Source organism: Nocardia arthritidis NBRC 100137, from assembly GCF_001612765.1.
Taxonomy (GTDB): domain Bacteria; phylum Actinomycetota; class Actinomycetes; order Mycobacteriales; family Mycobacteriaceae; genus Nocardia; species Nocardia arthritidis.
In genome coordinates this window covers 49118-72052 of the sequence record NZ_BDBB01000003.1, presented here as the reverse complement: position 1 = coordinate 72052, position 22935 = coordinate 49118, and the positions used below count along the sequence as shown (strand labels likewise).

The following is a 22935-nucleotide window of genomic DNA, read 5'->3' as shown; positions in this document are numbered from 1 at the left end:
CTGCCATGACCCATCCGCGTGAGCCCTGGTTCGACGAGGCGGCCGGCCCTCTGGTGCGTCCCTACGCGGTCACGCGCGGGCGCACCAGCGGCGCCGGACCCGAACTGGATATGCTCACCACCGTGATCGCGGACACCTCCGCGGCCACACTGCGACGCAGCGAACCCGAGTACGCCGATATCCTTCGCCTGTGCCGGGTTTCGCAGACCGTCGCAGAAGTCTCCGCGCAGTTGCGTTTGCCGCTGGCGGTGACGAAGATCCTCGTCGGTGACCTGATCGGCGACGGGCAACTGATCTTCCGCGCTCCCGTTCCGACGGAGGCCGGACCCGATGACCTCAACATATTGCGAGCGGTACTGGATGGAATCCGAAAACTTTGACCCGAGCGGCACACCGCAACTGGCCGCGTCGGTCAAGATCCTCGTCGCCGGCGGGTTCGGCGTCGGCAAGACCACCATGGTCTCGGCGATCAGCGAAGTCGCGCCACTGCGCACCGAGGAACTGATCACCGAGGTGAGCACCGGAATCGACGATCTGTCCGGCGTCGAGCAGAAGTCCACGACCACGGTCGCGCTGGACTTCGGCAGGCTCACCATCGACCGCGATTTGGTGCTCTACCTGTTCGGTACACCGGGCCAGGACCGGTTCTGGTTCCTGTGGGACGAACTGGCGCGCGGCGCGCTCGGCGCCGTCGTCCTGGCCGATACCCGCAGGCTCGGCAACTCTTTCGCGTCCGTGGACTTCTTCGAGCGCCGCGGTCTGCCGTTCATGGTGGGCGTCAACTGCTTCGACGGCGCACCGCGCTACACCAACGACGAAGTACGCGACGCCCTCGACCTCGACTCGGCCACCCCCGTCATGCTCTGCGACGCGCGCGACCGAGGGTCATGCAAGGATGTCCTGCTCACCCTCGTCGAACACCTCATCCAGCGGGCACAACGCGCACACGCCACCACCTGAGGGCGCTGCGGCTGCGCGGCGGTCGGGACCTGTGAACCCTCACGTCTGCCGCAGCCAGGCCACGAAAAGCAGCGCGCCACCCGCGGCCAGCACTACCGCGGCCGGAGCAGGCCACCGCGGCCCGTTCCGGCCGAGCAGGCCGCGGGTGAGCCGCAATTGGAACGCGCCGAGCCCGGCGAGGACCAGCAGCCAGATCGGCAGCAGCCCGACGCCGAGCGCCGCGTGCACCGCCCATGCACCCGCCGAAGTGGGACCGCCCCACGATCCTTCGAGATTGTCGCTCGCGACGACCGGAAACAAGATCCCGCGGAACGCGGCGACGATCGCCAGGAAGGCCAGAAACCAGGCCGTCAGGCCGACCGCGCCGCTGAGCACCGAGTGCGAGACCGACCGGGTGACCGAGAATTTGTGCGGCAGAACGGATTCACCGAGCAATCGCCGCGGCACGCGCAGTCGGGTCGGAATTCGCCGCACCGCCAGCGGGAGCGCCCAGAGCGCGTAGGCGGCGTAACGCAGGAGTGCCCGAAACCACGACATACCGCCGACGGTAGCGCTGTTCGGCCCGCGATTCACCGTAGCAGGCCCGCGTGCACCAGATCGTCGAACAGCATCTGGTCGACCGGAGGGACGAGGGGGCGGTCGGCATAGGAGAACCACGCGACCTCTTCGATCTCGCTGCTCGCGGCGAGCGTTCCGCGGTAATCCGCGGTGTAGCAACTCATCCGCACCACCGCCCCATCCGCCGGACCGTGCGGTGCCTCATAGATGCCGACGTGCGCGGCGGTCTCCGGCAGCAGCGCGACGGTGAGTTCTTCCTCGATCTCGCGCAGCAGCGTCTGCAGATCGGTCTCGGCGCCTTCGCGCTTGCCGCCCGGGATGTAGAAGACGTCCTTGCCGCGCGGTCTGGCACACAGGATCCGTCCGTCCTCGATTCGCACCCATGCCACCGTGTCGATCAACTGCCGCACTCGCCCGTCCGCCACCGCCGCAGCCTATCGCCGCGCGACGACGAACGTGGAATGGGCAGCGCCCGCCTCACCCGGCCGGAATGAGGGAAGGGTCCTTGGCGCCTGGGCCGAGAACGGGACGCAGGTCGCGCGGCGCGATGCGCTCACCGCACTCCGAGCACACCGGCTCGACGGTCGCGAGATTCCCGCACGCGGCGTGCGTCGTCTGCACCGGCGGGCCGTCCGGCGCGGCCCATTCGTCACCCCACTGCCGCATCGCGGTGACGACCAGCCACAGCGAGCGGCCTTTCGTGGTGAGCCGGTAGTCGTAGCGAACCGGATTGTCCTGATAGGGCTCCCTGGTCAGCACGCCGTGCTCCACCAGATGCTCGAGACGCTGGGTGAGGACATTGCGGGCGATGCCGAGCCGGGCGTGGAAGTCGTCGAAGCGCGTCACGCCGAACAGGGCGTCGCGCACGATCAGCAGCGTCCACCATTCCCCCACCACCTCGAGGCACTGGGCCAGCGAGCAGTTCATGTCCTCGAAGCTCGTCCTGCGCATATCCGTCAGCATAGTCAGTTGCTTGATAGAACTCACTATCCTATGGTGCGTTGCATGAAGCAACTCACTACGCGGACGCTCGCCGAGCAATTCGCGCTCACCGACACCGGCGCGGGCCGGTGGCAGGCGCGGGTCGACCGGTCCTGGCGGGGATGGACCGGACCGCACGGCGGCGTGATCGCGGCTCTGCTCATCGAGGTGGCTCGCGCGGCGGCTGCCGAACCATTGCCGGTGCGGGCCGTAGACCTCCGGTTCCTGGGCCGCCCCACCGAAGATGTCCTCACCTTTCGGGCGACCGAGCACACGGCCGGTCGCAGCACCGTAGTGCTGGACGTGCACGCCGAGCAGGACGGCAGCCCGGTCGCGGCGGCGTCCGTCACGCTCGGTCGCACCGTGGAATCGGGCATCGCGAAATACGCGGGCACACCGGCACCGCGGGTACCCGATGCCGAATCCTGTGCGCGGTTCGCCCTCCCACCCGAGCTCGTGCCTGCGGGAGCCCATTTCGACATCCGCCCCGCGGCGGGACCGCTGCCGCTCACCGGCGCGGACGAACCGATGATGTGCGCCTGGATCACACTCCTCCCCGAACTGCCCGCGGACGCGGCGGCCCTCGCGATCCTCGCCGACGCTCTGCCACCCGCCATATTCCCCACGCTGCGCACGCCCGTCGCGATCCCCACGGTGGCGCTGTCGATGCACGTGCACAGCGCGCCCACCGGTGGCCTGCCGGTGCTGGTTCGCACGGAGAACGCCTCTACCGGCGGCGGCTGGTCGGTAGACGACACCTCGATCTGGCACCGGAGCGGCCTGCTGCTCGCCTCTGCCCGCCAGACCCGCCGCGTGCTCGGCTGAAACGGAGAAGACCATGCCATCCCCTACCGCGGCGCCGAACCGGGCCGCCGCCGACTTCCGGGTCGTGCTCGCCGTCGTCTCGATCGGCGTACTGCTGTCGAGCCTGGATCTGTTCATAGTCAACGTCGCCCTTCCGGACATGTCCGCCGATCTCGGCGGAGCGCGGATCTCCGGGCTGTCCTGGGTGCTCAACGCCTACGCGATCGTGTTCGCCGCACTACTGGTCCCGGCAGGACGACTCGGCGACCGCCGCAGCATTCGAACCACCTTCCTGCTGGGGTTGGTGATATTCGTCGCCGGGTCGGCACTGTGCGCGACCGCCTGGGACGTCGGGTCGCTGGTGCTGTTCCGCGTCCTGCAGGCCGTCGGCGGCGCGTTGCTGACGCCCGCCTCACTCGGCTTGGTGCTCGCGGCCGCCCCGCCGCAGCGCCGTGCGGCGGCGGTGCGGCTGTGGGTCGCCTTCGGCGGCCTCGGCGCGGCACTCGGCCCGGTGCTGGGCGGGCTGCTCGTCGAATTCGGCTGGCGCTGGGTGTTTCTGGTCAACGTGCCGTTCGGCTTGATCGCGGTGGTTGTCGGCGTGCGGATGCTGCCCGATCCCGAAGGCGACGGCGGGCGGATGCCCGACCTGTTCGGCGCGGCGCTGTTGGTCGGCGCGATCGCCGGGCTGGTGCTCGGACTGGTGAAGGGTACGGACTGGGGGTGGTCGTCGGCGGGCGTGCTCACCGCGTTCGCGGTGGCGGCGCTGTTGACGGTGGCCTTCGCGGTCTCCTCGGCCCGGCATCACAGCCCGGTGGTGGATCCGGCACTGCTGCGCGCGCCCAACTTCGCCTGGATGACCGGCAACGCCGTTTTGTTCAACGTCGCCTTCGGCGCGATGCTGCTGTCGGTGGTGCTGTGGGCGCAGAATGTGTGGGGCTGGTCGGCGATACGCACCGGTTTGGCCGTCGCGCCCGGCCCGCTGATGGTGCCGGTGATCGCCGTCCTGGCGGGGCGGCTGATCGGGCGGATCGGCGCCGGGCCGGTCATCGCCGCGGGCGGGATCGTCTTCGGCGCGGGCATGCTGTGGTGGGCGCGGGCGATCACCCTGACGCCGGACTACGTCGGCGGCTTGCTCGGCGGCATGGTGGTCAGCGGCATCGGTGTCGGCCTCACCCTGCCGACCGCCTTCGCCGCGGGCACCAGCGGACTGCCGCCACAGCGGTTCGCCACCGGGTCGGCCGTGTTGAGCATGGCGCGCCAGATCGGTCTCGCGGTCGGCGTCGCGGTCCTGGTCGCGGTGCTCGGCTCGCCCACCGATCCGGAAGCGACACTGGAGGCGTTTCGGCGCGGGTGGTATGTGACGGCCGTGGTCGCGGTTCTCGCCGGTGTGGTCGGCGTAGTCGCCCGCATGCCGAAACCCGCCGCCGTGCAACCGGAATCGGTCACCGAGCCGGCCGTCGCCTGATCCGCCGCACCGACCGGCGCCGGGTCTGCGTGCGGTGACGGATCAGCGGCTCAGGCGCTGGAATCGCCGGTCCGCGAGCGGCAGGATGACCGCGGTGATGAGCGGCCCGCACCACGGCCGTCGGCGACGAGTGCTGCTCCAGCCAGGGATCCCCGCCGCGGACCGGCGTACCGGACAGCGCACGGGTTCGCCGCCACGGTCCACGCCGCGAGGAAGCCCAGCTGGTCCGGCATCAGCTGGGGCACGACGAGGAATTACGCACCGCTACATCGCTACCCGGCCCGCACCGTAAGGCTTTCGCGCCCGGCGGTCAGCGCCACGTGCGCGACGGCGGCGTCCAGCCCCCGCTTCGGCAACGGCGCATCGTCGAACATGGTGATCTCGACGGCGTCCTCGGTGAGTTCCCAGGTACCCGCGATACGTCCGCCCACCACGACGATCGGTGAGATCCAGCCCGCGGTCCGGCTCACCTTCGCGCGGTGGGCGGCAGGCAGCGCGACGGTGTCACCGGTGCCCGGCCCCAGCACGTACTGGTCGAAGGCGCCGAGCAGGTGCACTGTCGCGCTCGGCGCTGCGGCCGCCAGCGCGTCGACCTGATCGGTCGGCAGGAAGCCGCGGCGGCCCTCCACGTCGACTTCGGTGAGCAGGTCGCCCAACTCGGCGAACCAGCGCCGCACCGTGGACTTGCGCAGACTGTTACGGCTGAGCCAGGCGTCGAAGGTCTCCGGCGTCGCCGGGCCGTAGGCGCCGAGATAGCCGAGGATCGCCGCAGGCGCCGCGGCTTCCGGCTCGGGCAGGCCGGGCCAGTCGCGCACCAGCTGGGCGGGACGGGCGAACGTCACCTTGGCGCCCCGCGACGGACCGTGGCAGAGCACCCCTTGCCAGGCCAAGGGTTTGAGCAGCGCGCCCCAGCCGGAGCGCAATTCCTCGCCGAGCCGGTGGAAACCCGACTCGGACAGCAGTGCCTCGACGAGTTCCTCGCGGGTGAGCACCGCGCCGTCGAGCACCTCGGCGACCGCCTCGGCCAGCGCGGCCACCTCCGCGGGCGAGGCGCCGAAGTTCTTCTGCCAGGCGGGCTTCTCCCAGGTGCGTGCCGAGCCGATGAGCGCAAGACAGGCGGCGGCCGGCTCCGGGGTGAGCGCGTGCAACGTGCCGCGCATCGCCCAGGTCTTCATCAACGTGCCATCCCCGAGCGCGCGAACCAGCCCACCCGGTTCCGGTTTCGTGCTGCGCAGCCCGACCGCCAGTTCCGCCGCGGAGGCGACCTGGGCCTGCACGCCGAACAGACGCCCGGCGATGGCTACCGCGCCCTCGTCGGCACGGGACCGGACATACTGACGATCCAGCCGCCAGGCGAAAACCTGATCCCAGGTGGCCCGCACGCGTGCTCCTTCTCCCACTCAGCTCAGCAGCGCGCCGACGCCGGCCACCGTCGCGGCCGCCAGTGCCGACCCGGTCACTGTCATCGCGATCACGCCGAGCAGAGCGGTGCGGGTGGTGGCGCGCCGGATCGCGCCGACCGGGTCGGCCAGCCGCTCGGCACGGGCCAGGACAGCTGTGCCCGCCGCGGCCAGCGCACCCGGGGGCGCGGGCTCGACGATGCCGACGATCGCCAGCAACCCGCCCAGCAACGGCAGCGAACCGTGCTGGTCGGCGGCCTTGTCGTCGGCGCACATCTCCAGCAGCCGGGCGGTCTCCGCCGCACCGACGGTGAACAAGCGCAGGCCCGGCAGCGTGGTGGCCACCGCGCGCAGCACCGCCGACAACGCCGCGTGCCTGCCGGACAGGTGCGCGCGCTCGTGCGCGAGCACCGCGGCGAGCTGGTCGTCGTCCAGCACGTCCAGCGCGGCGGTGGTGACGACGATGGTGTCGGGCCGTCCCGGCACGCAATACACCTGCCGCTCCGGCGAGTCGAGCGCGACCGCCCCGATACCCGGCACCGGCCTGCCGACCAGGCGGACGGCCCGCGCGTGGACGCTGGTGCGCCTGCGCATGTCCACCACGACACCCACCGCGCGCGCGATGAGCGCCACCGTGCCGGTGGCCACCAGCGCCGCCACGGCGAACGTGGCTGCCCGGGTGGCCGCGGCCCCGTGCACGTGCATCGGCGTCCACAGGAACGACACGCAGGAGCGCAGCGCGTCCTTCGGATGTCCCCAGTAGGTGGCGAATTCGATGGTCACCACCGTCGCGGCGATCCCCCAGGCGCTCAGGGCCCCGACGATCGCGACCACCCAGGCGATCACGCCCAGCCGCGGCGCGATGCCGCGATGAGTCAGACTGCGCAGCACGGGCGGACCGAAAGTCGCCACGACGCTGCCGTACAGCGTCAGAGCGATGGCCAGGTTCACGGGACTTCTGGTGACTTGCGCGCCGCGAGTCTGCGCAGCGCGGCACGCAGCCCGGCCGACTCCTCGGCGCTGATCCGATCGACGAAATGACTGAGCACCAGGTCGGATCGGCCGCCGGAACCCAGCGCTTCGAGCATGAGCCGGGCGCTGTGCTCCTCCCTGGTGAGCGTCGGCCAATATCGGTAGGCTTTACCGGCGCGTTCGCGTGCCAGCCAGCCCTTGCGATGCAGGTTGTCCATGGTCGACATCACCGTCGTATAGGCGATGTCTCGCCGAGCCGACAGTTCGTCGAAGATCTCACGCACCGTTGTGTCCTCTGCGTCCTGATCCCAGATGCGGTCCATGATCACCGCCTCCAGATCCCCGAATCCACGCACCGTACCGACTCCCTCATCCGAGCTGTGCCCCGTCGTGGGAACAGGGTACCGGTTACGGCCGGTTACTACGGAGGCAACCAGTAGATCCGGCCGCGCCGATCAGGGCTGCCGGATGCTTTGCACGACTGGGGCCGTGCCCTTACGCCGTGGCGCGCGGCGTCCGATCGAGCATGGCGAGGTAAGTGTCGAGTTGGGCCGCGCCGGCGAGAAGATTGCGGCTGCGCATGGTCAGCCGGTCTTGCCAGGAGTCGAGAAAGGCGCTCAACGCGTCCGCTCCGCCCGCCGCGCGCAGCGACTCGACGAACTGCGCGACCTGGGACAGCCGGTAGCCGCCCCGGCGTAGCTGTCGTGCGATCTCGGCGTCGCGTACGCAGTCCGGTCCGTAGTGGCGGTAACCCGTCGTCCGGTCGCGTGCGGGACGCAGGATGCCATGGGCCTCCCACATGCGCAGTGTCGCGGCGTGCACGCCGAGCCGGCGCGCGAGTTCGCCGACGGTCAGCGGCCGACCGGGGACAGGGGGAGGCATCGTGGCGGACAGGCCGCCCAGGGCCCTCGCGACCTCGATGCGGGTGTCGCGTTCGGTGAGCAGCGCGACGTGCGCGGCGTCGATGAGCCGGTAGGCGGCCTCGGAGTCGCCGCGGTTGGTCGCGCGCATGATGTCCGTTGCCGGCCGGTGCCCGTGGCCGGCGCGCAAGGCGAGGAAGGCGCGCAGCGCCTGCGCGTGCAAGGCCGTGTAGCGCCGGTAACCGGTCTGGCTGCGCTCGGTCGGCGGGAGGATGCCCGCGTCGTCGTAGTTGCGGATCGCCTGTGCGGACAACCCGTGTTCCCGGGCGAGGTCGATGGGCCGCAGCTCACACCTCCGATTGAGGGTTTTGTCTCTGAATATCAGGGATAGGTCGCGAAAGTTTCACTCGAATGTTCAACGATACTGTCGAGGGCAGTCCTTCCGGAAAGGGGTGTCCATGTCCACTGCCGCATCACTGCGCGCCATCGGCCGCCAACTCGACGACCCGGCAAGCCTGGGCCGCGCCCTCGATGAACTGCTCGCCGCACGAACCGAGCCGACGGCCCTCCTGGCGCTCGGCGAGCCGACGCACGGCGTCGAGGCGTTCCCGTTGTTACGCAACGAGATCCTCTGTCACCTCGTCGAACAGGGGTACCGGTCGATCGTGCTGGAGACCGATGTCTTCGCCGCGTCCGTTGTCGACGACTACGTGACGGGGGCCACCGCGGACATCGACACGGTGCTCGCGACCGGGTTCAGCCACGGGTTCGGCGCGGTGCCGGGCAACCGCGAACTCGTCGAATGGCTCCGCACGCACAACGCAGGCCGCGCGCCGGCGGACCGGGTGCGCTTCCACGGCTTCGACGCACCGCTGGAGCACTCCGGCGCGCCGAGTCCGCGACGCGCACTGTCGTCGGTCACCGACTACCTGCCCGCGGCGCTGCGGCCCGGATCGGTCCGCGACCTCGACGCACTGCTCGGCGAGGACGCGGACTGGACGAACCAGGCGGCCATGTTCGACCCGTCGGCGTCCATCGGCGACTCCGACCGCGCTCGTGCCCTGCGCGTCGTCGCCGACGACCTCGCCTGCGCGCTGCACCGCGCGGCGCCCGGCCTGCGTCGCGCCGACCCGACCGGCTACGACCACGCCGTCGCGCACGCGCGCACCGGCCAGGGCCTGCTGCGCTATCACGCGGCGATGGCCGGTCGCACACCCGATCGCATCGCGACCCTGCTCAGCGTGCGCGCCGAGATGATGGCCGAGAACCTGCTCGCGATCATCGCGCAGGAGCAGCGACGCGGACCGAGCCTGGTGTTCGCACACAACGCGCACTTGCGGCGCGCGCAGTCCCATACGCCGATCGGCCGGGACGAGGCGAACTGGTGCAGCGCCGGCGCGCTCATCGAACTCACCCTCGGCGAGCGCTACATGTTCGTGGCAACCGACGCCAGTCCTGACAGTGAGCCGGGCACCCTCCAGCGCGTGTTGGCCGAGGCGACCTCCCGTCGTGCCCTGTTCCCGGTCCAGGCCCTGCGCGCCGCGCTCGCCCCGTCGATCGGCGCGAGCACACCTTTCGTGCCCGGCCACATCCCGCTCGACCCGGCCGACCTGGACGGCGCGGATGCGGTCATCTTCGTCGCCGACACCGACGGAAAGCGGCATCAGTACTGGTAGGTAGCCTTCGACCCCACCTCTGAGTCCCGCTACGGGCGCCTCGGCGGGCAATCCGAGCAGCCCAGGGTCGACACGTCAGACGGTGGCTTATGCGAACATATGTTCGTGTCCGATGCGTCCGTCCCCCGCAGGCCCCGGATACTCGCGCGGCCGGAGGCATCGATCCTGCATGCCGACCTCGACTCGTTCTACGCCTCGGTCGAGCAGCGTGACGACCCGCGACTGCGCGGCAAGCCGGTGATCGTCGGCGGCGGCGTGGTCCTGGCGGCGAGCTACGAGGCGAAGGCGTTCGGGGTGCGCACGCCGATGAACGGCGGGCAGGCGCGCCGGTTGTGCCCGCACGCGATCGTGGTGCCGCCGCGGATGTCCGCCTACGCCGAGGCGAGCAAGGACGTCTTCGAGATCTTCCGCGACACCACGCCCGTGGTGGAGGGCATATCCATCGACGAGGCCTTTCTCGATGTCGGCGGGCTGCGCCGGATCGCGGGCGAGCCGGTAGCCATCGCGACGCAACTGCGCGCGCAGGTCCGCGACCGGGTCGGCTTGCCCATCTCCGTGGGCATCGCCCGCACCAAGTTCCTCGCCAAGGTGGCCAGCGCCGTCGCCAAGCCCGACGGGTTGCGGCTGGTCCCGCCGGACGGCGAACTGGAGTTCCTGCATCCGCTGCCGGTGGAGAGACTCTGGGGTGTCGGCGACGTCACCGCGCGCACGCTGCACGAGCACGGCATCACCCGGGTCGGTCAGCTGGCCGAACTCGGCGAGCGCCCGCTGCGGGCGATACTCGGTCCCGCCGCGGCACGCCACCTCTATGCCCTGTCCTGGGCGCGTGATCCCCGACGCGTCGAGACCGGCAGGCGGCGGCGCTCGATCGGCGCCCAGCGCGCCCTCGGGCGCAAGCGCCGTCCTTCCGACGAGATCGAGGCCTACCTGCACGGGCTCACCGATCGGCTGGGCAGGCGGCTGCGCGCCGCCGACCGGGTGTGCCGAACGGTGGTGCTGCGGCTACGTTTCGACGATTTCACCCGGGCCACCCGCTCCCACACCCTCGCCGAGGCCACCGACCACACCGAGACGATCCTGTTCGCGGCCCGCGCTCTGCTCACCGGCGCGATGCCGCTCATCCAGGAACGCGGCCTCACCCTGATCGGCCTGGCGCTGACCAACCTCGACGACGCCGACACCGTCCAACTCTCGCTGCCCTTCGAGGCCCGCGCCAGCAACACCCTCGACGCGACCCTCGACGACTTGCGCAAGCGCTTCGGCTCCGCCGCCGTCACCCGCGCCGCCCTCCTCCACCGGGGCGAGGGCCTCTCGGCCCCCCTCCTCCCCGACTGACCCACAGCGCTCGCGATACCGAACGGCGGCCGCGGCATCCCTCAGTACGACCGTTTCGGCCGCTTGTCCATCAACCGAAGGATCAGCGGCGTGAAGATCAGCTGCATGGCCAGCTCCATCTTGCCGCCGGGCACCACGATGCAATTCGACCGCGACATGAACGAGTCGTGCAGCATCGACAGTAGATAGGGGAAGTCGATCACCTTCGGGTCGGCGAACCGGATCACCACGAAACTCTCGTCCGCCGTCGGAATGGTGCGCGCGATGAACGGATTGGATGTGTCCACCGTCGGCACGCGCTGGAAGTTGACGTAGGTGCGGGAGAATTGCGGGCAGATGTAGGTGACGTAGTCCGGCATCCGCCGCAGGATCGTATCGATCACGGCCTCACTGGAGTAGCCGCGCTCGGTCTTGTCCCGGATCACTTTCTGAATCCACTCCAGATTGATGATCGGCACGACGCCGACCAGCAGATCGGTGTACCGGGCCACATCGACGGTGGAGGTGACCGCCGCGCCGTGCAGGCCCTCGTAGAACAGCAGGTCGCTGCCCGGCGTCAATTCCTCCCACGGTGTGAAGGTCCCCGGCGGTTGACCGTAGGGTTTGGCCTCGGCCTCGTCGTGCAAATAACGACGCACGGTCCCGACGCCGGTCTCGCCGTAGTCGCGGAACAGCGTCTCCAATTCCTTCAGCAGGTTGGCTTCCTCACCGAAATGCGAGAACCGCAGATTGCGGGTCTGCTCGGCCTCGGCCATGGCCAGTTTCATCTCGTTGCGGTCGTAACGGTGGAACGCGTCGCCCTCGACGACGGCCGCATTGATCCCCTCGCGGCGGAAGATCTCCTGGAAGGTCCGGGTCACGCTGGAGGTCCCCGCCCCGGAGGATCCGGTGATCGCGACGACCGGGTGCTTGACCGACATGGTTCTCCTCTTCAGCGCTGGGCCGGACGAAACAGCGACCGCCTGCCGAACAGCGAACTGTCGAAGCTGGGCCCCTCGTCGGGTTGACGGTGATACCGCTCGATGCGCTCCACTTCGTTGCGGGAGCCGAAGATCAGCGGCACCCGCTGGTGGACCTCGCCGGGCAGCACTTCCAGCACCCGCTCGCTGCCGGTGGTCGCCGCGCCACCGGCCTGTTCGACGATGAACGCGATGGGGTTGGCGCCGTAGAGCAACGCCACCCGCCCCGGACGCGCGGGCGGGCGGGTGTCGCGCGGATACAGGTACACCCCGCCGCGCGTGAGGATGTGGAAGGTGTCGGCGACCAGCGATGCCACCCAGCGCATGTTGAAATCCCGCTCGCGCGGCCCGTCCACGCCGTCCAGGCACTCGTGCACATAGCGGCGCACCGGTCGCTCCCAGAAGCGCTCGTTGGCCGCGTTGATCGCGAAACCGGAGGTGTCCTCGGGAATGCGCATCCGCGGGTGGGTCAGCACGAACGCGCCGATCTCCCGGTCCAAGGTGAACCCGTCCACGCCGCTGCCGGTGGTCAGCACCAGCATGGTCGCGGGCCCGTACAGGGTGAACCCCGCGCACACCTGCTCGACACCGGGCTGCAGGAAGTCGTCCGCGGCCGGGCCGTCCTGCGACCCCGTGTCCCGCACGGGCGCGCGCAGCACGCTGAAGATCGTGCCCACCGGAAGGTTCACGTCGATGTTCGACGAACCGTCCAGGGGATCGAACGCCAGCAGGTATTTTCCGCGCCGATGCGTGGCGGGCACCGGATGGATCTCGCTGATCTGTTCGGAGAGCAACGCCGAAAGATGGCCGGTCCACTGGGTTTCGGCGACCATGATGTCGTTGGCGATCGCGTCCGGTTCGCGGTGCACCTTCGCCGGCGGGTTGCCCGGCTCGGAGGGGCCGCCGAGCGATCCGACGATCGCGCCGCGGGTGACCTGATTGGCGACGATCTTCGTCGCGGTCGCGATCACGTTCACCAGGGCGGAGAACTCACCGGACGATCCGGGATGCCGATGCTCCTGCTCGATGGTGTAGCGGGTGAGGGTCTTCAGTCCTTCTGGCATAGCGCCTCGATCTCGTCACCGGGGGGCTCGCGCGGTGGGCCCGGGGTCGGTGAACACGCTGCTGCCGTAGACATCCTGATCGGTGAGCGTGATCAAATCGGTCTTGGTCAGCGGTCTGCGCAGTTCGACGAGCCGCTTGGCCTGCCGCAACCGGCAGCGGTCCAGCGCGTTGCGGACGCTGCGCGCGTTGGAGAAGCGCGGACGGGCCATCCGGCGTTCCAGGTACTCCCCGAAAGCGCTGCGCGCCGCGTCGTCGAAGTGGAAGTTCTCCGCGGCCACCATGAGTGCGGCGATGCCCAGCAGCTCGGCATGGGTGTAGTCGGCGAACTCCAAGTGGTGGGCCACCCGCGAGGACAGGCCCGGGTTGGCGGAGAAGAAGCGGTCCATCCGGTCCGGGTATCCCGCGAAGATCACCACCAGGCTGGCGCGCTCGTTCTCCATCTCCTGCAACAGGATCTCGATCACCTCCTGCCCGTAGTCGCGTTCGTTCTCCGGCCGGAACAGGTAGTAGGCCTCGTCGATGAACAGCACGCCGCCCGCCGCCTTGGCCAGCGCCTCCTTCGTCTTAGGGGCGGTGTGCCCGATGAACTGGCCCACCAGATCGTCACGAGTGACGGTGTGCACCTTGGGTTTGCGGATGTAGCCGAGGGCATGCAGCATCTGCGCCATCCGCAACGCCACCGTCGTCTTGCCCGTGCCCGGACCGCCGGTGAAGCTCATGTGCATGGTCGGCCGCGACGAAGTCAGCCCGAATCGCTGCCGCGCCCGGTCGATCAGCAGCAGCGCCGCGATCTCGCGCACCCGCCGCTTCACCGGGGCCAGGCCGATCAGTTCCGCGTCCAGTCTGCGCAACGTCTCCTCGACGTCGTGGCCTGCGATGTCGGCCGCCAGATCCAGCATCGCGTCCTCGCCCAGGATCTCCGGCGCCTCCGAATCGGCGGGCGCCGTCCGCACCGCGCCGGGGGCGTCGGTCCCCGGCCGGTGCAGACGGAATCCGGAGCCGTTGTGCTCAGCCGCCATACCGGTCTCCCGGGCGCACGGTAGTGGCATACGAGTGCAGGCCGTAGGTCTGCCTGCGGTCCGGGCCCTCGGTGCGGGTCAGCACGAAGCCGGGCTCGTCGGGCGGCCGCTGCACCAGGAAACTCAGCGCTGTCGTCTGCCTGGTGTAGCGTGCGTCGTAGGCCAGCACCCGCACGTAATGCCGCGGGAAAGTAGCTCGGCAGGCATTGATCTCGGCCAGTACACCGTCGGGCTCGTCCAGGTCGAACAGCGGCAGTCCCCACATCTCCCAGTAGGCGTTGCGTGGATGCGGATCGTCGGTGTATTCGATGGATACCGGCCAGCTGTTGAGCAGCGCGTAGCGCACCTGGGCGGCGATCTGCTCATCGGTCAGCGGCGGCAGGTAGCAGAATGTTCCGTGCCGTAGATACATCGGCTCGTCCTTCCGGGATGATCAGCGGCTGGCCGTCGGTACGGCGTCCGGCGCGTCGGTGGAGGTGTAATCGAAGGTGACATCGCCCCAGGTAGCGAGCGCGACGTCGAGCGGGCGGCAGATCTCGGCCGCCTTGCGCAACACCTCGGGCCCCTCCTTCAGCAGGTCACGACCCTCGTTGCGGGCCTGTACGACCGCCTCCAGCGCGACTCGGTTCGCCTCCGCGCCCGCGGCGATGCCGAGCGGATGTCCGATCGTGCCGCCGCCGAACTGCAACACCACGTCGTCGCCGAACAGGTCGAGCAACTGATGCATCTGCCCGGCATGGATGCCGCCCGAGGCCACCGGCATCACGCCGGGCAGACTCGCCCAGTACTGGTCGAAGAAGATCCCGTTGGCCGGTTCGGTCCGAATGTGGTTGTCCCGCAAAGTGTCGTAGAACCCTTTGGTCGTCGCGGGATCGCCCTCCAGCTTGCCTACCACGGTGCCCGCGTGCAGATGATCGACGCCGATCAGCCTGCACCACTTGGCCAGCACCCGGAAGCTGACACCGTGCGTCTTCTGCCGGGTGTAGGTGGAATGCCCGGCGCGATGCAGGTGCAGCAGCACCCCGTTGCGCCGCGCCCAGTGCGACATCGACTGCATCGCGGTGAATCCGACGGTGAGGTCCATCATGATGACAACGCTGCCGAGCTCCTTGGCGAACTCCGCGCGCTCGTACATCTGCTCCATCGACGCCGCGGTCACATTGAGGTAGTGGCCTTTGATCTCGCCGGTCTCGGCCATCGCGCGGTTGACGCCCTCCATCGCGAACAGGTATCGGTCGCGCCAGCGCATGAACGGCTGGGAGTTGATGTTCTCGTCGTCCTTGGTGAAATCCAGACCGCCTTTGCACGCCTCGTAGATCACCCGCCCGTAATTGCGCGCGGATAGCCCGAGTTTCGGTTTCACCGTCGCACCGAGCAGGGGCCTACCGTATTTGTTGAGATATTCCCGTTCCATCACCGTGCCGTGCGGCGGCCCCTGGAACGTCTTCACGTATGCCACCGGAATGCGCATGTCCTCCAGCCGCAGCGCCAGCAGCGGCTTGAAACCGAACACGTTGCCGATGATCGACGAGGTCAGGTTGGTGATCGATCCTTCCTCGAACAGGTCGAGATCGTAGGCGATGTAGGCGAAGTACTCGCCCGGCCGCCCGGGGACCTCGTCGATGCGGTAGCACTTCGCCTGATAGCGCGAGTGCGCGGTGAGCCGGTCGGTCCACACCACCGTCCAGGTCGCCGTGGAGGATTCACCCGCCACCGCGGCGGCCGCCTCGATCGGATCGACGCCGCGCTGCGGGGTCACCCGGAACACGGCGAGCACGTCGGTCTCCGTCGGCTGGTAGTCGGGCGCGTAATACCCCATCGAGGCATAGGTTTGGACACCCGGATCCCAGCGGTCGCGTTCGATTTCTTCGGCCATCGTTCCTCCTGCTGTGCCACTGCGGAACACCCGCACCCGGGCGAACGGGCGTGCCTTGGGATTTCCAGGATGACGGGCCGGATCCCGACAAACAATTTGATTGTTTCTCGGGATACTCAACGTTTTCTTCGAGTTTGTTACCGTCGTTCGATGGGTACGGTGAGCGCGGCACGGATGGAAACCTTCCTGGCCGTCGCCCGCCACGGCGGCATTCGCCGCGCCGCGGCGCAACTGCACATCACCGAAGCCGCCGTCTCCGCGGCTGTCGCGCATATCGAGAAACAGCTGGGGGCCAAGCTGATCGCGAAGTCCGGGCGCGGCATCACGCTCACCGAGGCAGGCCGCGTCTACGCCGAATACTGCCGCGGCATCCTCGGGCTGATGAAGGAGGCGCAGGCCGCCGTGCGCCGCGCCGAGACCGGGCGCCTGCGGATCGGCGTGGTCGCCACCGCGGGTGAATACGTTCTGCTGCGGCCGCTCGCGTCGTTCCGCCGCCGGTTCCCCGACATCGAACTGAGCCTGTCGGTGCATCCGCGCGACGCGCTTTTCCTCGAATTGCAGCATCACGAAACGGATCTCGTCATCGCGGGCCGCCCACCGCGCGACACCGGGCTGGTGGTGCGCGCCCGGAGGCCGAGCAGCCTGGTCGTGGTCGGCCTGCCGGAATTCGATCCGCTGCACGCCACCTGGCTGCTGCGCGGGCGCGGCTCGGGCACCCGCGAGGCCACACTCGGTCTGCTCGACCAGCTCCGGATCGAACCGGCCACGCTGACCCTCGGTTCGCACGGCGCCGTCCTGGCCGCCGCTCGAGAAGGGTTGGGCGTCACGCTGATCCACAGCGATGCCATCTCCCAGGATCTGGAGAACGGTGTCCTGCGCGTGCTGCCGGTCGAGGGCACCCCGCTGGACCGTCCGTGGCATGCCATCACCACCCGCACCCCGACGCCGACCACCCGGCTGTTCCTCACCCATCTGCTCGACCCGTCCGAGGTCGGCTCCGACGCCTTCCACTCCGGTTGATCCCTCTCCTGGGCGGGACGAGCGGGCGCGCAGAATCGCCGGATGGATGTGACAGACTGGCTGCCATGACCCGAGGGGACGTACCGTCCAACGTGTCCGACACCGCGCGCTGGGTCGCGGCCTACCGTGCGCGCGAAACGACGCGCCGGGACGCGCTGTTCCGCGATCCGCTCGCCGACCGGCTGGCCGGAGAACGCGGCCATGCCATCGCCGACAGCGCACCTCCCATGATGCGGGACGGGTGGCCGATCGTCACCAGGACCAAGCTGATCGACGACCTCGTCGCGAAAGCGATCGCCGAGGGATGCGACCGTGTGCTCAACCTCGCCGCCGGCCTGGACACCCGCCCCTATCGGCTCGAGCTCCCGGCCGAGCTGCTCTGGATCGAGGCGGACCTGCCCGAGATCGTGGCCGAGAAGAACGACGCGCTCGCCGGTGAGACGCCGCACTGCGTGCTCGTGCGCCGAGCGGTCGATCTGGCCGACCCCGACGCCCGCGGGAAGTTCCTCGACGAGGCGCTCGGCGCGATCGGCCCGGTCACCGCCCGTGCGTCGAAGGCCCTGGTGCTCACCGAGGGGCTACTGATGTACCTCGATCCGCCTACGGTCACCGAGCTGGCGGATGCCCTGACCCGTCCGGAGATCGCGTGGTGGCTGCTCGACCTGAGCCTGGGCATGAAGAAGATGCGTTCCGGGGACACCTTCGCCAACGCGCCGATGAAGTTCGAGCCGCCCAACGGTGTCCGCTTCTTCGAAGACCTCGGCTGGCAACCGATCGAGTTGGAGAACCTGGTGGTACACGCCCGCAAGTTCCGCCGTGCACCTTGGTACCTACGCCCGTTCACCTATCTGCCCCAGCCCGACGCCCGCAAACCCATGCGCAACCCCTGGTCGGGCATCATCCGCTTCCGCCACGCCTGACCGCGGCCGCAGCCGTGCCGATCGACGCTGCGGCCCGCCGTTACAGCTGGCCGTGCTGGGAGTCGAAGGTCAGAACGCGACCGCCCAGTTGGATCTGGGCGCCGGGTGCGAGGGTTACCGGCAGGCCGGGGGCCGCCCGGACCCAATCCTGACGACCGGGATGACGAATGTGGGTGCCGTTGGTCGAACCGCCGTCCACGACCGTGACGTCCCAGTCGACGAGACGGATCTCCGCGTGTGCTCGCGACATCCCGCCGGAGCTGTCCTCCAGCCGTATCGGGCGGGCGCCACGCGCGACCGCCGCCGAATACTCCGGCTCGCGACCGAGAACGCAATCGTTGTCCAGCACGAACGACGTGCCGTCGTCGAGTAGCAGCACACCCAGCGGTGGGCGCACCCCTTCGCTGAGCACACAGGTGAGCTGATCCATCCGGATGCCGCACACCGCGCAGAACGACACTCGCGGATCGTTGTGATGATGCCGTGCGCACTGGAAGCCGTGCACGATCACCCGGCGCCCCAGCGGGTTCGAGCCGGTCGAGCCGAGCGCGTCCGCGACGGCCTCGGAGGAGGGCACCATCGTCTCGGCGAGATTCGCGTCGTTGGCGATCGCGTACTCCCGATCGGTGCGATGGGCGGGCCGCGCCGGCCCCTGCTCGGAACCCGGCGGTACCGGCTGTGCGACCGGAGGTGTCGTGCCTTCGCGTGGCGCTGCCCGCCGCGGCGCCGCCTGGAGATCGACTTCTGTTGCGGCGTCCCCGGATTCCTCGCCTTTGCGCAGGCTCGGCGCCCGCTGTGGCGATGTTCCGGACACCTGCTCGGCACCCGGCTGGGTCGCCGGACGATGCGGTTGCTGCGCGATTTGCGGTCCCGTGGCAGGGTGCGGTTGCGGCGCCACGACCAAGGGCGGCTCCGGGACGACTGGCGGTTCGGCCGCTGCTCGTACTTCCAGGGGCTGCGGCTGCGCCGTTCGGCGGGGTGCCGGGCCGCGCTCCCGCGCGCAGGTCGCCCGGGGCTCGGCGGGGGGCGGCTCGTGCGCCGATCGAGGTTGCCGCATGGACCCGAAGACGCCCTGGCTATCCGGTTCGCCGTCGATCGCACCCGGCCACCGCACCGCGCCCGACCCCGGGGCGGTCCCCTCGCCGAGCGCGAAGATCCCGCGCCCCGGCAGGGATTCCGCGGCCCAGCCCGCCTCGTCCACGAACAACCCCGCGCCATCGACAGGCGCGGGCGTCACCATGCGGTCGACGGTGAATCCGGCGTCCCGGCCGCGGAGCACCTCCGGGTCGCCGGGACCGGCGAGGACCGCGGTGACCCCACCGTGCAGGAACACCGCGAGACCGTCGTCCACCGGCGTGATCACCCCGAATTCGACCTCGTCCTCCTCACCGTTGGATAGGCTCATCAGCCACGTCGTGGCCAGCCGCGCCACCGCGCGCCCGCTGCGGCGCCGGTCGCGCGCGACGGCTTCACGCACGATGTCCAGCAGCGCCGTCATCGTCCGGGCCGCCACCGTCTCCGCCGTGACGGCGCTGTCGCCCCGGTGCGCGACGACCACGACCACGCCGCTCGCACTCGCCACCAGATGGGCGCCGGGCAGCACCTCGATCTGCGCGCTCACAGGAACCGGCCGCCCTGGAACCGCCACCGGTGGAACACCACCCGCATCGGCCCGTTGACGATGAGCCAGAAGACGATCCACGTGAGGACGAATTGGATGCCGAACGCCGCGGCCGACGGACGCAGATGCTCGGGCAACACCACCGTGGTGTGGCGCACGAGGATCCACATCAGCGCCCCCTCGTTGACGATGGTGACCAGACCGAACAAAGTCGGCCAGTCTTTCTCCCAGCGGAATTGCTGGAGGAAATGGTAGAGCAATTCCCACAGCACACCCACCAGAACGGTAGCCAGCAGGACCGACAACGTCACCCGGTACGCCTGACCGATGCTCGACGAGCCGGTCGGCAGAAACGGAGTGATGATCAGCGCGACGACCAAGCCGATCACACTCAGCGCGAGAAGACGGGTCTGGATTCGCCCGTTCAAGGTAGGAAGCATGTGCTCAGATCTTCTCGTTCGTAACCCACAGCCACCATTGCCGCGTCGAGCGCAGCGGACCCATCCTGCGGCAGAACCCGACCGCGGCCAGATCGTCGGCGATCTCCTGCGCGGCGATCTGCAGCCCGAGGAAGGTGTCCACGCCGGCGAACGGCCCGCCGAGCGTGGCGCTGCCGGAGGCGTACATCCGTCCGGTGCCGCTGCGAGTGCCGATCAGCTCGAACGAGGTGTCCACGTCGAGCCTGCCCAGCGGATTGCGCCCGGCACCGGCATGGTCGAGTAGGTCGGCAAGCAGACGGTGCTCGCGGATGTCGGCTTCCAGCCCGGTACAGTCGACGATGTAGTCGACGGTCGTGTCGAGCGGTTGCGTCGGCGGCGGAAACGGCAGCGGCGCAGTGGCATCCGGAAGAATCGTCGCGACCACGCCTTGGCGTCCCTCGGCCGGGCGCGGAGCCCGCATCGTGCCCGCCATCACCTGATACCACCCCTCCCGGCGGCCCCGGCGCAACTGTTCCTGCCAGTTGTCCCGGATCGGGGTATTGGTGCCGGAGATCTCCTTGTACGCCCGCGCCCGTTCCTCGCCTTGCAGGTTGCGCACTTTTTGCTTCAACTGACCGCCCCACACCGACTTCGGGTAGTTGAACCCCTGATAGGCCCATCCGTCGCCGCCCTTGCGCCTACTGAAGACGTTCTTGCCGTGCGGGCCGGCGACATACGTGCGGAACAGGTGCAGGATGCGGGTGTCGAGCCGGTACTTGTCCCGGTCGTCGATGAGCCGTTGCAGGACGCGGCTGGCCACGATCCCGCTGCCGCGGATCAGCACGGTACCCGGCCGCCGCTGCAGCGCCTGGTAGACGTGCTCGTGCGGCTCGTAGGCGTTGACCACCCGCGTCGGGTCACGATGGGTTTCGCGATACTCCTGCAGATCCGGCAGCAGCTTCAGACCCGGATACCCCACCGCCACATGGACATAAGTGCTGCGGAAGGCGACCCGCTTGGTCGGCGCCGCACCCGCCGGCGGGGTGAGGATGGTGAAGTATCCGCCACCGTGGCGCTTGCGGACCATGCGTACCTGGCCGCGATGCAGGGAGCGGGCGTAGCCGATGCGGTGGAACTCCCGCTCCATGGCGGCGAACGCCTGGCCCGCGCGCGGGGTGTAGTAATTGGCGAAGATGGGCTCCACGAAGACGTTCCACAGCGGTTTGATCGACTTGTCCGCGATGGCCTCCCGCACCGCGTAGGAGGGGAAGCCCCAGATGTTGTCCGGCATCGAGGCCGAGTCGCTGCGCAGGCGCTCGCCGCGCGGAATCTGCGAGACCCGGGTCAGGTACTCGTAGGAGGCCCAGGGGTGCTCCTGCGGTCCGAGCACCGCCATCGCCTCGGCGGGCACGCCGAAGATCCGGAGCGTGTCGTAGGTGACGAACGATCCGATTCCGCTGCCGATGGTCACGAACGGCACGTCGATCACCGGAATCCCGGCGCTGCCCAGCATTTCGTCGGTCCACACGTCGGTGTCGACGAGGGCCTGCGTGATATCTCCCCGCATCGGCCGGACTCTACCGGCAGATTCCTATCAACTGCTTGTCATCGGCTTTCGGCTGACGATGCCGCTGCTGACGCGCGGTGCACGACGCGCGCGCAACGATCTGCGCCGAACCTGCCACGCGGTCCGCCCTCGCGGACGTACCATGCCGTTCGTGGCCGATTCCCCTCGTTCCACCCCTCTGCGGGTTCTCGTATACAGCAACGACGCCGACACCAGGCGCCAAGTGATCCAGGCCTTGGGCAAGCGTCCCAGCCCGGAGTTACCGGAGTTCGAGTACCTCGAGGTCGCCACCGGTGCGGTGGTGATCGCGCAGATGGATGCCGGCGGCATAGACCTGGCCGTTCTCGACGGTGAGGCGAGCCCGACCGGCGGACTCGGCATCGCCAAGCAATTGAAGGACGAAGTGGACGCGTGTCCGCCGATTCTGGTGCTGACCGGGCGGCCGGACGACGCGTGGCTGGCCAACTGGTCCCGCGCGGAGGCCGCGGTGGCGCATCCCATCGATCCGCTCCGGCTGACCGAGGCCGTTGTCGCGCTGCTGCGTAGCCGTTCCACGGCCTGAACACCGAGGCCCCGCCTCGTGCAATTCATAGCGATCATGAATTAGTCACGGACCTTCCCCGAGCACACTTCGGCGCGGAGAAAACCCGTTCCCGAGTTCCCCCCGGTAGCACTCCCGGACACCGCGCATCTGTCGCCGTCGCCGACTCTGAGCCCGCTCGGGACCACATTCGACGTCGCGGTATCCGCGATCGGCCACCAGCCAACTGACCGTTCACCCAACGTCGGGAGCGCTCGCGCGGATTACCACCGTTTCGGTCATAAATGCTTGTACTGAATTCGATCAAACGGCGGGCCCAAACCCGCTGCGGAGCGACCGTTCGGTTGTAGGCTGTGCCCTACCTCACATGGAACCGGATCCAGGAATGACCGGTTCCGAGTGGAGCCGAGGGGCGAGTCCGTCCGAGGCGGACACCGACGTCAGCCCGCCTCGGACGCTGTTATCAGCTGCAGCTCGCAAGAGGGGAAGTGCAGTCGTGAATATCGAGGTGCCGACGCTCGTACTCGGCGCGATCGCGGCGGCGTTCGCGCTGTTCTCCATCGCCCTATCGGCCCTGGTCGGGCCGAAGCGGCGTAATCGGGCGAAGCTGGAACCGTACGAATGCGGGATCGAACCCACCCCGCATGCCGTGGCCGGGGGTCCCGGAAACGTTACGGGACAACGCTTTCCGGTGAAGTACTACCTCACCGCGATGTTGTTCATCATCTTCGACATCGAGATCGTGTTCCTCTACCCGTGGGCAGTCCACTTCGATGCGCTCGGTCTCTTCGGTCTCGCCGCGATGGCGTTGTTCATCGTCAACGTCTCGGTGGCCTACGCCTACGAGTGGAAGCGCGGCGGTCTCAGTTGGGACTGAGTGCCGCGCAACCGAATTCGTAGCAGACGAGTGGAAGCGA

At 69.1% G+C, this 22935-nt stretch carries 25 protein-coding genes; 10 read left to right on the top strand and 15 right to left on the bottom strand.

The annotated features are described in order from the left end of the window. The first annotated feature begins 5 nt into the window (after positions 1-5). Positions 6-380, top strand: a complete 375-nt coding sequence (locus NA8_RS03120) for a DUF742 domain-containing protein (RefSeq protein ID WP_063048828.1) — start codon at positions 6-8, stop codon at positions 378-380. Then, on the top strand, positions 361-960 hold the full coding sequence (locus tag NA8_RS03115; RefSeq protein WP_040866767.1) for a GTP-binding protein: 600 nt from the start codon (positions 361-363) through the stop codon (positions 958-960). The genes NA8_RS03120 and NA8_RS03115 overlap by 20 nt, the downstream gene beginning before the upstream one ends. A gap of 39 nt (positions 961-999) precedes the next feature. Here NA8_RS03115 and NA8_RS03110 read toward each other — a convergent pair whose 3' ends face one another. Genes NA8_RS03110 through NA8_RS03100 form a run of 3 tightly spaced genes read right to left on the bottom strand, consistent with a single transcriptional unit; the run spans position 1000 to position 2469 of the window. Beyond that, on the bottom strand, positions 1000-1497 hold the full coding sequence (locus NA8_RS03110) for a hypothetical protein (protein ID WP_063048917.1): 498 nt from the start codon (positions 1495-1497) through the stop codon (positions 1000-1002). A gap of 32 nt (positions 1498-1529) precedes the next feature. Further along, positions 1530-1943 carry an NUDIX hydrolase gene (locus NA8_RS03105; RefSeq protein ID WP_084466480.1) on the bottom strand — a complete coding sequence of 138 codons (414 nt, stop codon included), beginning with the start codon at positions 1941-1943 and terminating at the stop codon, positions 1530-1532. A gap of 52 nt (positions 1944-1995) precedes the next feature. Further along, the gene (locus NA8_RS03100) at positions 1996-2469 is read right to left on the bottom strand and encodes a winged helix-turn-helix transcriptional regulator (protein ID WP_063048915.1); all 474 of its coding nucleotides are present in this window, start codon (positions 2467-2469) and stop codon (positions 1996-1998) included. A gap of 54 nt (positions 2470-2523) precedes the next feature. On the opposite strand from NA8_RS03100, the gene NA8_RS03095 reads away from it, so the two are divergent. After that, on the top strand, positions 2524-3324 hold the full coding sequence (locus NA8_RS03095) for an acyl-CoA thioesterase (protein ID WP_063048827.1): 801 nt from the start codon (positions 2524-2526) through the stop codon (positions 3322-3324). Between the two features lie 13 nt (positions 3325-3337). Further along, the gene (locus NA8_RS03090) at positions 3338-4768 is read left to right on the top strand and encodes an MFS transporter (protein WP_063048826.1); all 1431 of its coding nucleotides are present in this window, start codon (positions 3338-3340) and stop codon (positions 4766-4768) included. A gap of 272 nt (positions 4769-5040) precedes the next feature. On the opposite strand, the gene NA8_RS03085 is transcribed toward NA8_RS03090, so the two are convergent. The 4 genes from NA8_RS03085 to NA8_RS03070 all read right to left on the bottom strand — a co-directional run bounded on the left by NA8_RS03085 (position 5041) and on the right by NA8_RS03070 (position 8346). Then, on the bottom strand, positions 5041-6150 hold the full coding sequence (locus NA8_RS03085) for a DNA glycosylase AlkZ-like family protein (RefSeq protein WP_063048825.1): 1110 nt from the start codon (positions 6148-6150) through the stop codon (positions 5041-5043). Between the two features lie 18 nt (positions 6151-6168). Then, positions 6169-7119: a M56 family metallopeptidase gene (locus NA8_RS03080; protein ID WP_063048824.1), complete on the bottom strand. Its 951-nt coding sequence runs from the start codon at positions 7117-7119 to the stop codon at positions 6169-6171. Then, positions 7116-7496: a BlaI/MecI/CopY family transcriptional regulator gene (locus NA8_RS03075; RefSeq protein WP_084466478.1), complete on the bottom strand. Its 381-nt coding sequence runs from the start codon at positions 7494-7496 to the stop codon at positions 7116-7118. Before NA8_RS03075 ends, NA8_RS03080 begins: the two co-directional genes overlap by 4 nt. A 139-nt stretch (positions 7497-7635) precedes the next feature. Beyond that, positions 7636-8346, bottom strand: a complete 711-nt coding sequence (locus tag NA8_RS03070; protein ID WP_063048823.1) for a MerR family transcriptional regulator — start codon at positions 8344-8346, stop codon at positions 7636-7638. Positions 8347-8458: 112 nt separating this feature from the next. On the opposite strand from NA8_RS03070, the gene NA8_RS03065 reads away from it, so the two are divergent. After that, a complete protein-coding gene (locus NA8_RS03065) occupies positions 8459-9676 on the top strand; it encodes an erythromycin esterase family protein (protein ID WP_063048822.1) in 1218 nt (405 codons plus the stop codon). Positions 9677-9775: 99 nt separating this feature from the next. Beyond that, positions 9776-11011, top strand: coding sequence for a DNA polymerase IV (gene dinB, locus NA8_RS03060; RefSeq protein ID WP_063048821.1), 1236 nt, complete (start codon positions 9776-9778; stop codon positions 11009-11011). A 41-nt stretch (positions 11012-11052) separates the two neighbouring features. On the opposite strand, the gene NA8_RS03055 is transcribed toward dinB, so the two are convergent. The 5 genes from NA8_RS03055 to NA8_RS03035 are packed head-to-tail and all read right to left on the bottom strand — an operon-like array spanning position 11053 to position 15930. Then, positions 11053-11931 carry a phosphoribulokinase gene (locus NA8_RS03055; RefSeq protein WP_063048820.1) on the bottom strand — a complete coding sequence of 293 codons (879 nt, stop codon included), beginning with the start codon at positions 11929-11931 and terminating at the stop codon, positions 11053-11055. A gap of 11 nt (positions 11932-11942) precedes the next feature. After that, complete coding sequence (locus tag NA8_RS03050) at positions 11943-13034, bottom strand: class 1 fructose-bisphosphatase (RefSeq protein ID WP_063048819.1); 1092 nt, start codon at positions 13032-13034, stop codon at positions 11943-11945. 15 nt (positions 13035-13049) lie between these two features. Then, a complete protein-coding gene (locus NA8_RS03045; protein WP_063048818.1) occupies positions 13050-14054 on the bottom strand; it encodes an AAA family ATPase in 1005 nt (334 codons plus the stop codon). Beyond that, positions 14044-14466 carry a ribulose bisphosphate carboxylase small subunit gene (locus tag NA8_RS03040; RefSeq protein WP_043691098.1) on the bottom strand — a complete coding sequence of 141 codons (423 nt, stop codon included), beginning with the start codon at positions 14464-14466 and terminating at the stop codon, positions 14044-14046. Before NA8_RS03040 ends, NA8_RS03045 begins: the two co-directional genes overlap by 11 nt. Positions 14467-14487: 21 nt before the next feature. Further along, positions 14488-15930, bottom strand: a complete 1443-nt coding sequence (locus tag NA8_RS03035) for a form I ribulose bisphosphate carboxylase large subunit (RefSeq protein WP_063048817.1) — start codon at positions 15928-15930, stop codon at positions 14488-14490. A 150-nt stretch (positions 15931-16080) separates the two neighbouring features. Here NA8_RS03035 and NA8_RS03030 point away from each other — a divergent pair, with 150 nt between their 5' ends. Both NA8_RS03030 and NA8_RS03025 read left to right on the top strand, forming a co-directional pair. Further along, complete coding sequence (locus tag NA8_RS03030; protein WP_245663651.1) at positions 16081-16950, top strand: LysR family transcriptional regulator; 870 nt, start codon at positions 16081-16083, stop codon at positions 16948-16950. 65 nt (positions 16951-17015) lie between these two features. Continuing rightward, on the top strand, positions 17016-17870 hold the full coding sequence (locus NA8_RS03025) for a class I SAM-dependent methyltransferase (protein WP_063048815.1): 855 nt from the start codon (positions 17016-17018) through the stop codon (positions 17868-17870). A 40-nt stretch (positions 17871-17910) separates the two neighbouring features. Here NA8_RS03025 and NA8_RS03020 read toward each other — a convergent pair whose 3' ends face one another. The 3 genes from NA8_RS03020 to NA8_RS03010 are packed head-to-tail and all read right to left on the bottom strand — an operon-like array spanning position 17911 to position 21477. Then, positions 17911-19491, bottom strand: coding sequence for an FHA domain-containing protein (locus NA8_RS03020; protein WP_063048814.1), 1581 nt, complete (start codon positions 19489-19491; stop codon positions 17911-17913). After that, a complete protein-coding gene (locus NA8_RS03015; protein ID WP_063048813.1) occupies positions 19488-19931 on the bottom strand; it encodes a hypothetical protein in 444 nt (147 codons plus the stop codon). The genes NA8_RS03020 and NA8_RS03015 overlap by 4 nt, the downstream gene beginning before the upstream one ends. 4 nt (positions 19932-19935) lie before the next feature. Then, entirely contained in the window at positions 19936-21477 is a 1542-nt protein-coding gene (locus tag NA8_RS03010) for a hypothetical protein (RefSeq protein WP_063048812.1), read from the bottom strand. Between the two features lie 142 nt (positions 21478-21619). On the opposite strand from NA8_RS03010, the gene NA8_RS03005 reads away from it, so the two are divergent. Continuing rightward, entirely contained in the window at positions 21620-22039 is a 420-nt protein-coding gene (locus NA8_RS03005; protein ID WP_063048913.1) for an Rv3143 family two-component system response regulator, read from the top strand. Between the two features lie 475 nt (positions 22040-22514). After that, positions 22515-22895 carry an NADH-quinone oxidoreductase subunit A gene (locus NA8_RS03000; protein WP_062969000.1) on the top strand — a complete coding sequence of 127 codons (381 nt, stop codon included), beginning with the start codon at positions 22515-22517 and terminating at the stop codon, positions 22893-22895. The last annotated feature ends 40 nt before the right edge of the window (positions 22896-22935 follow it).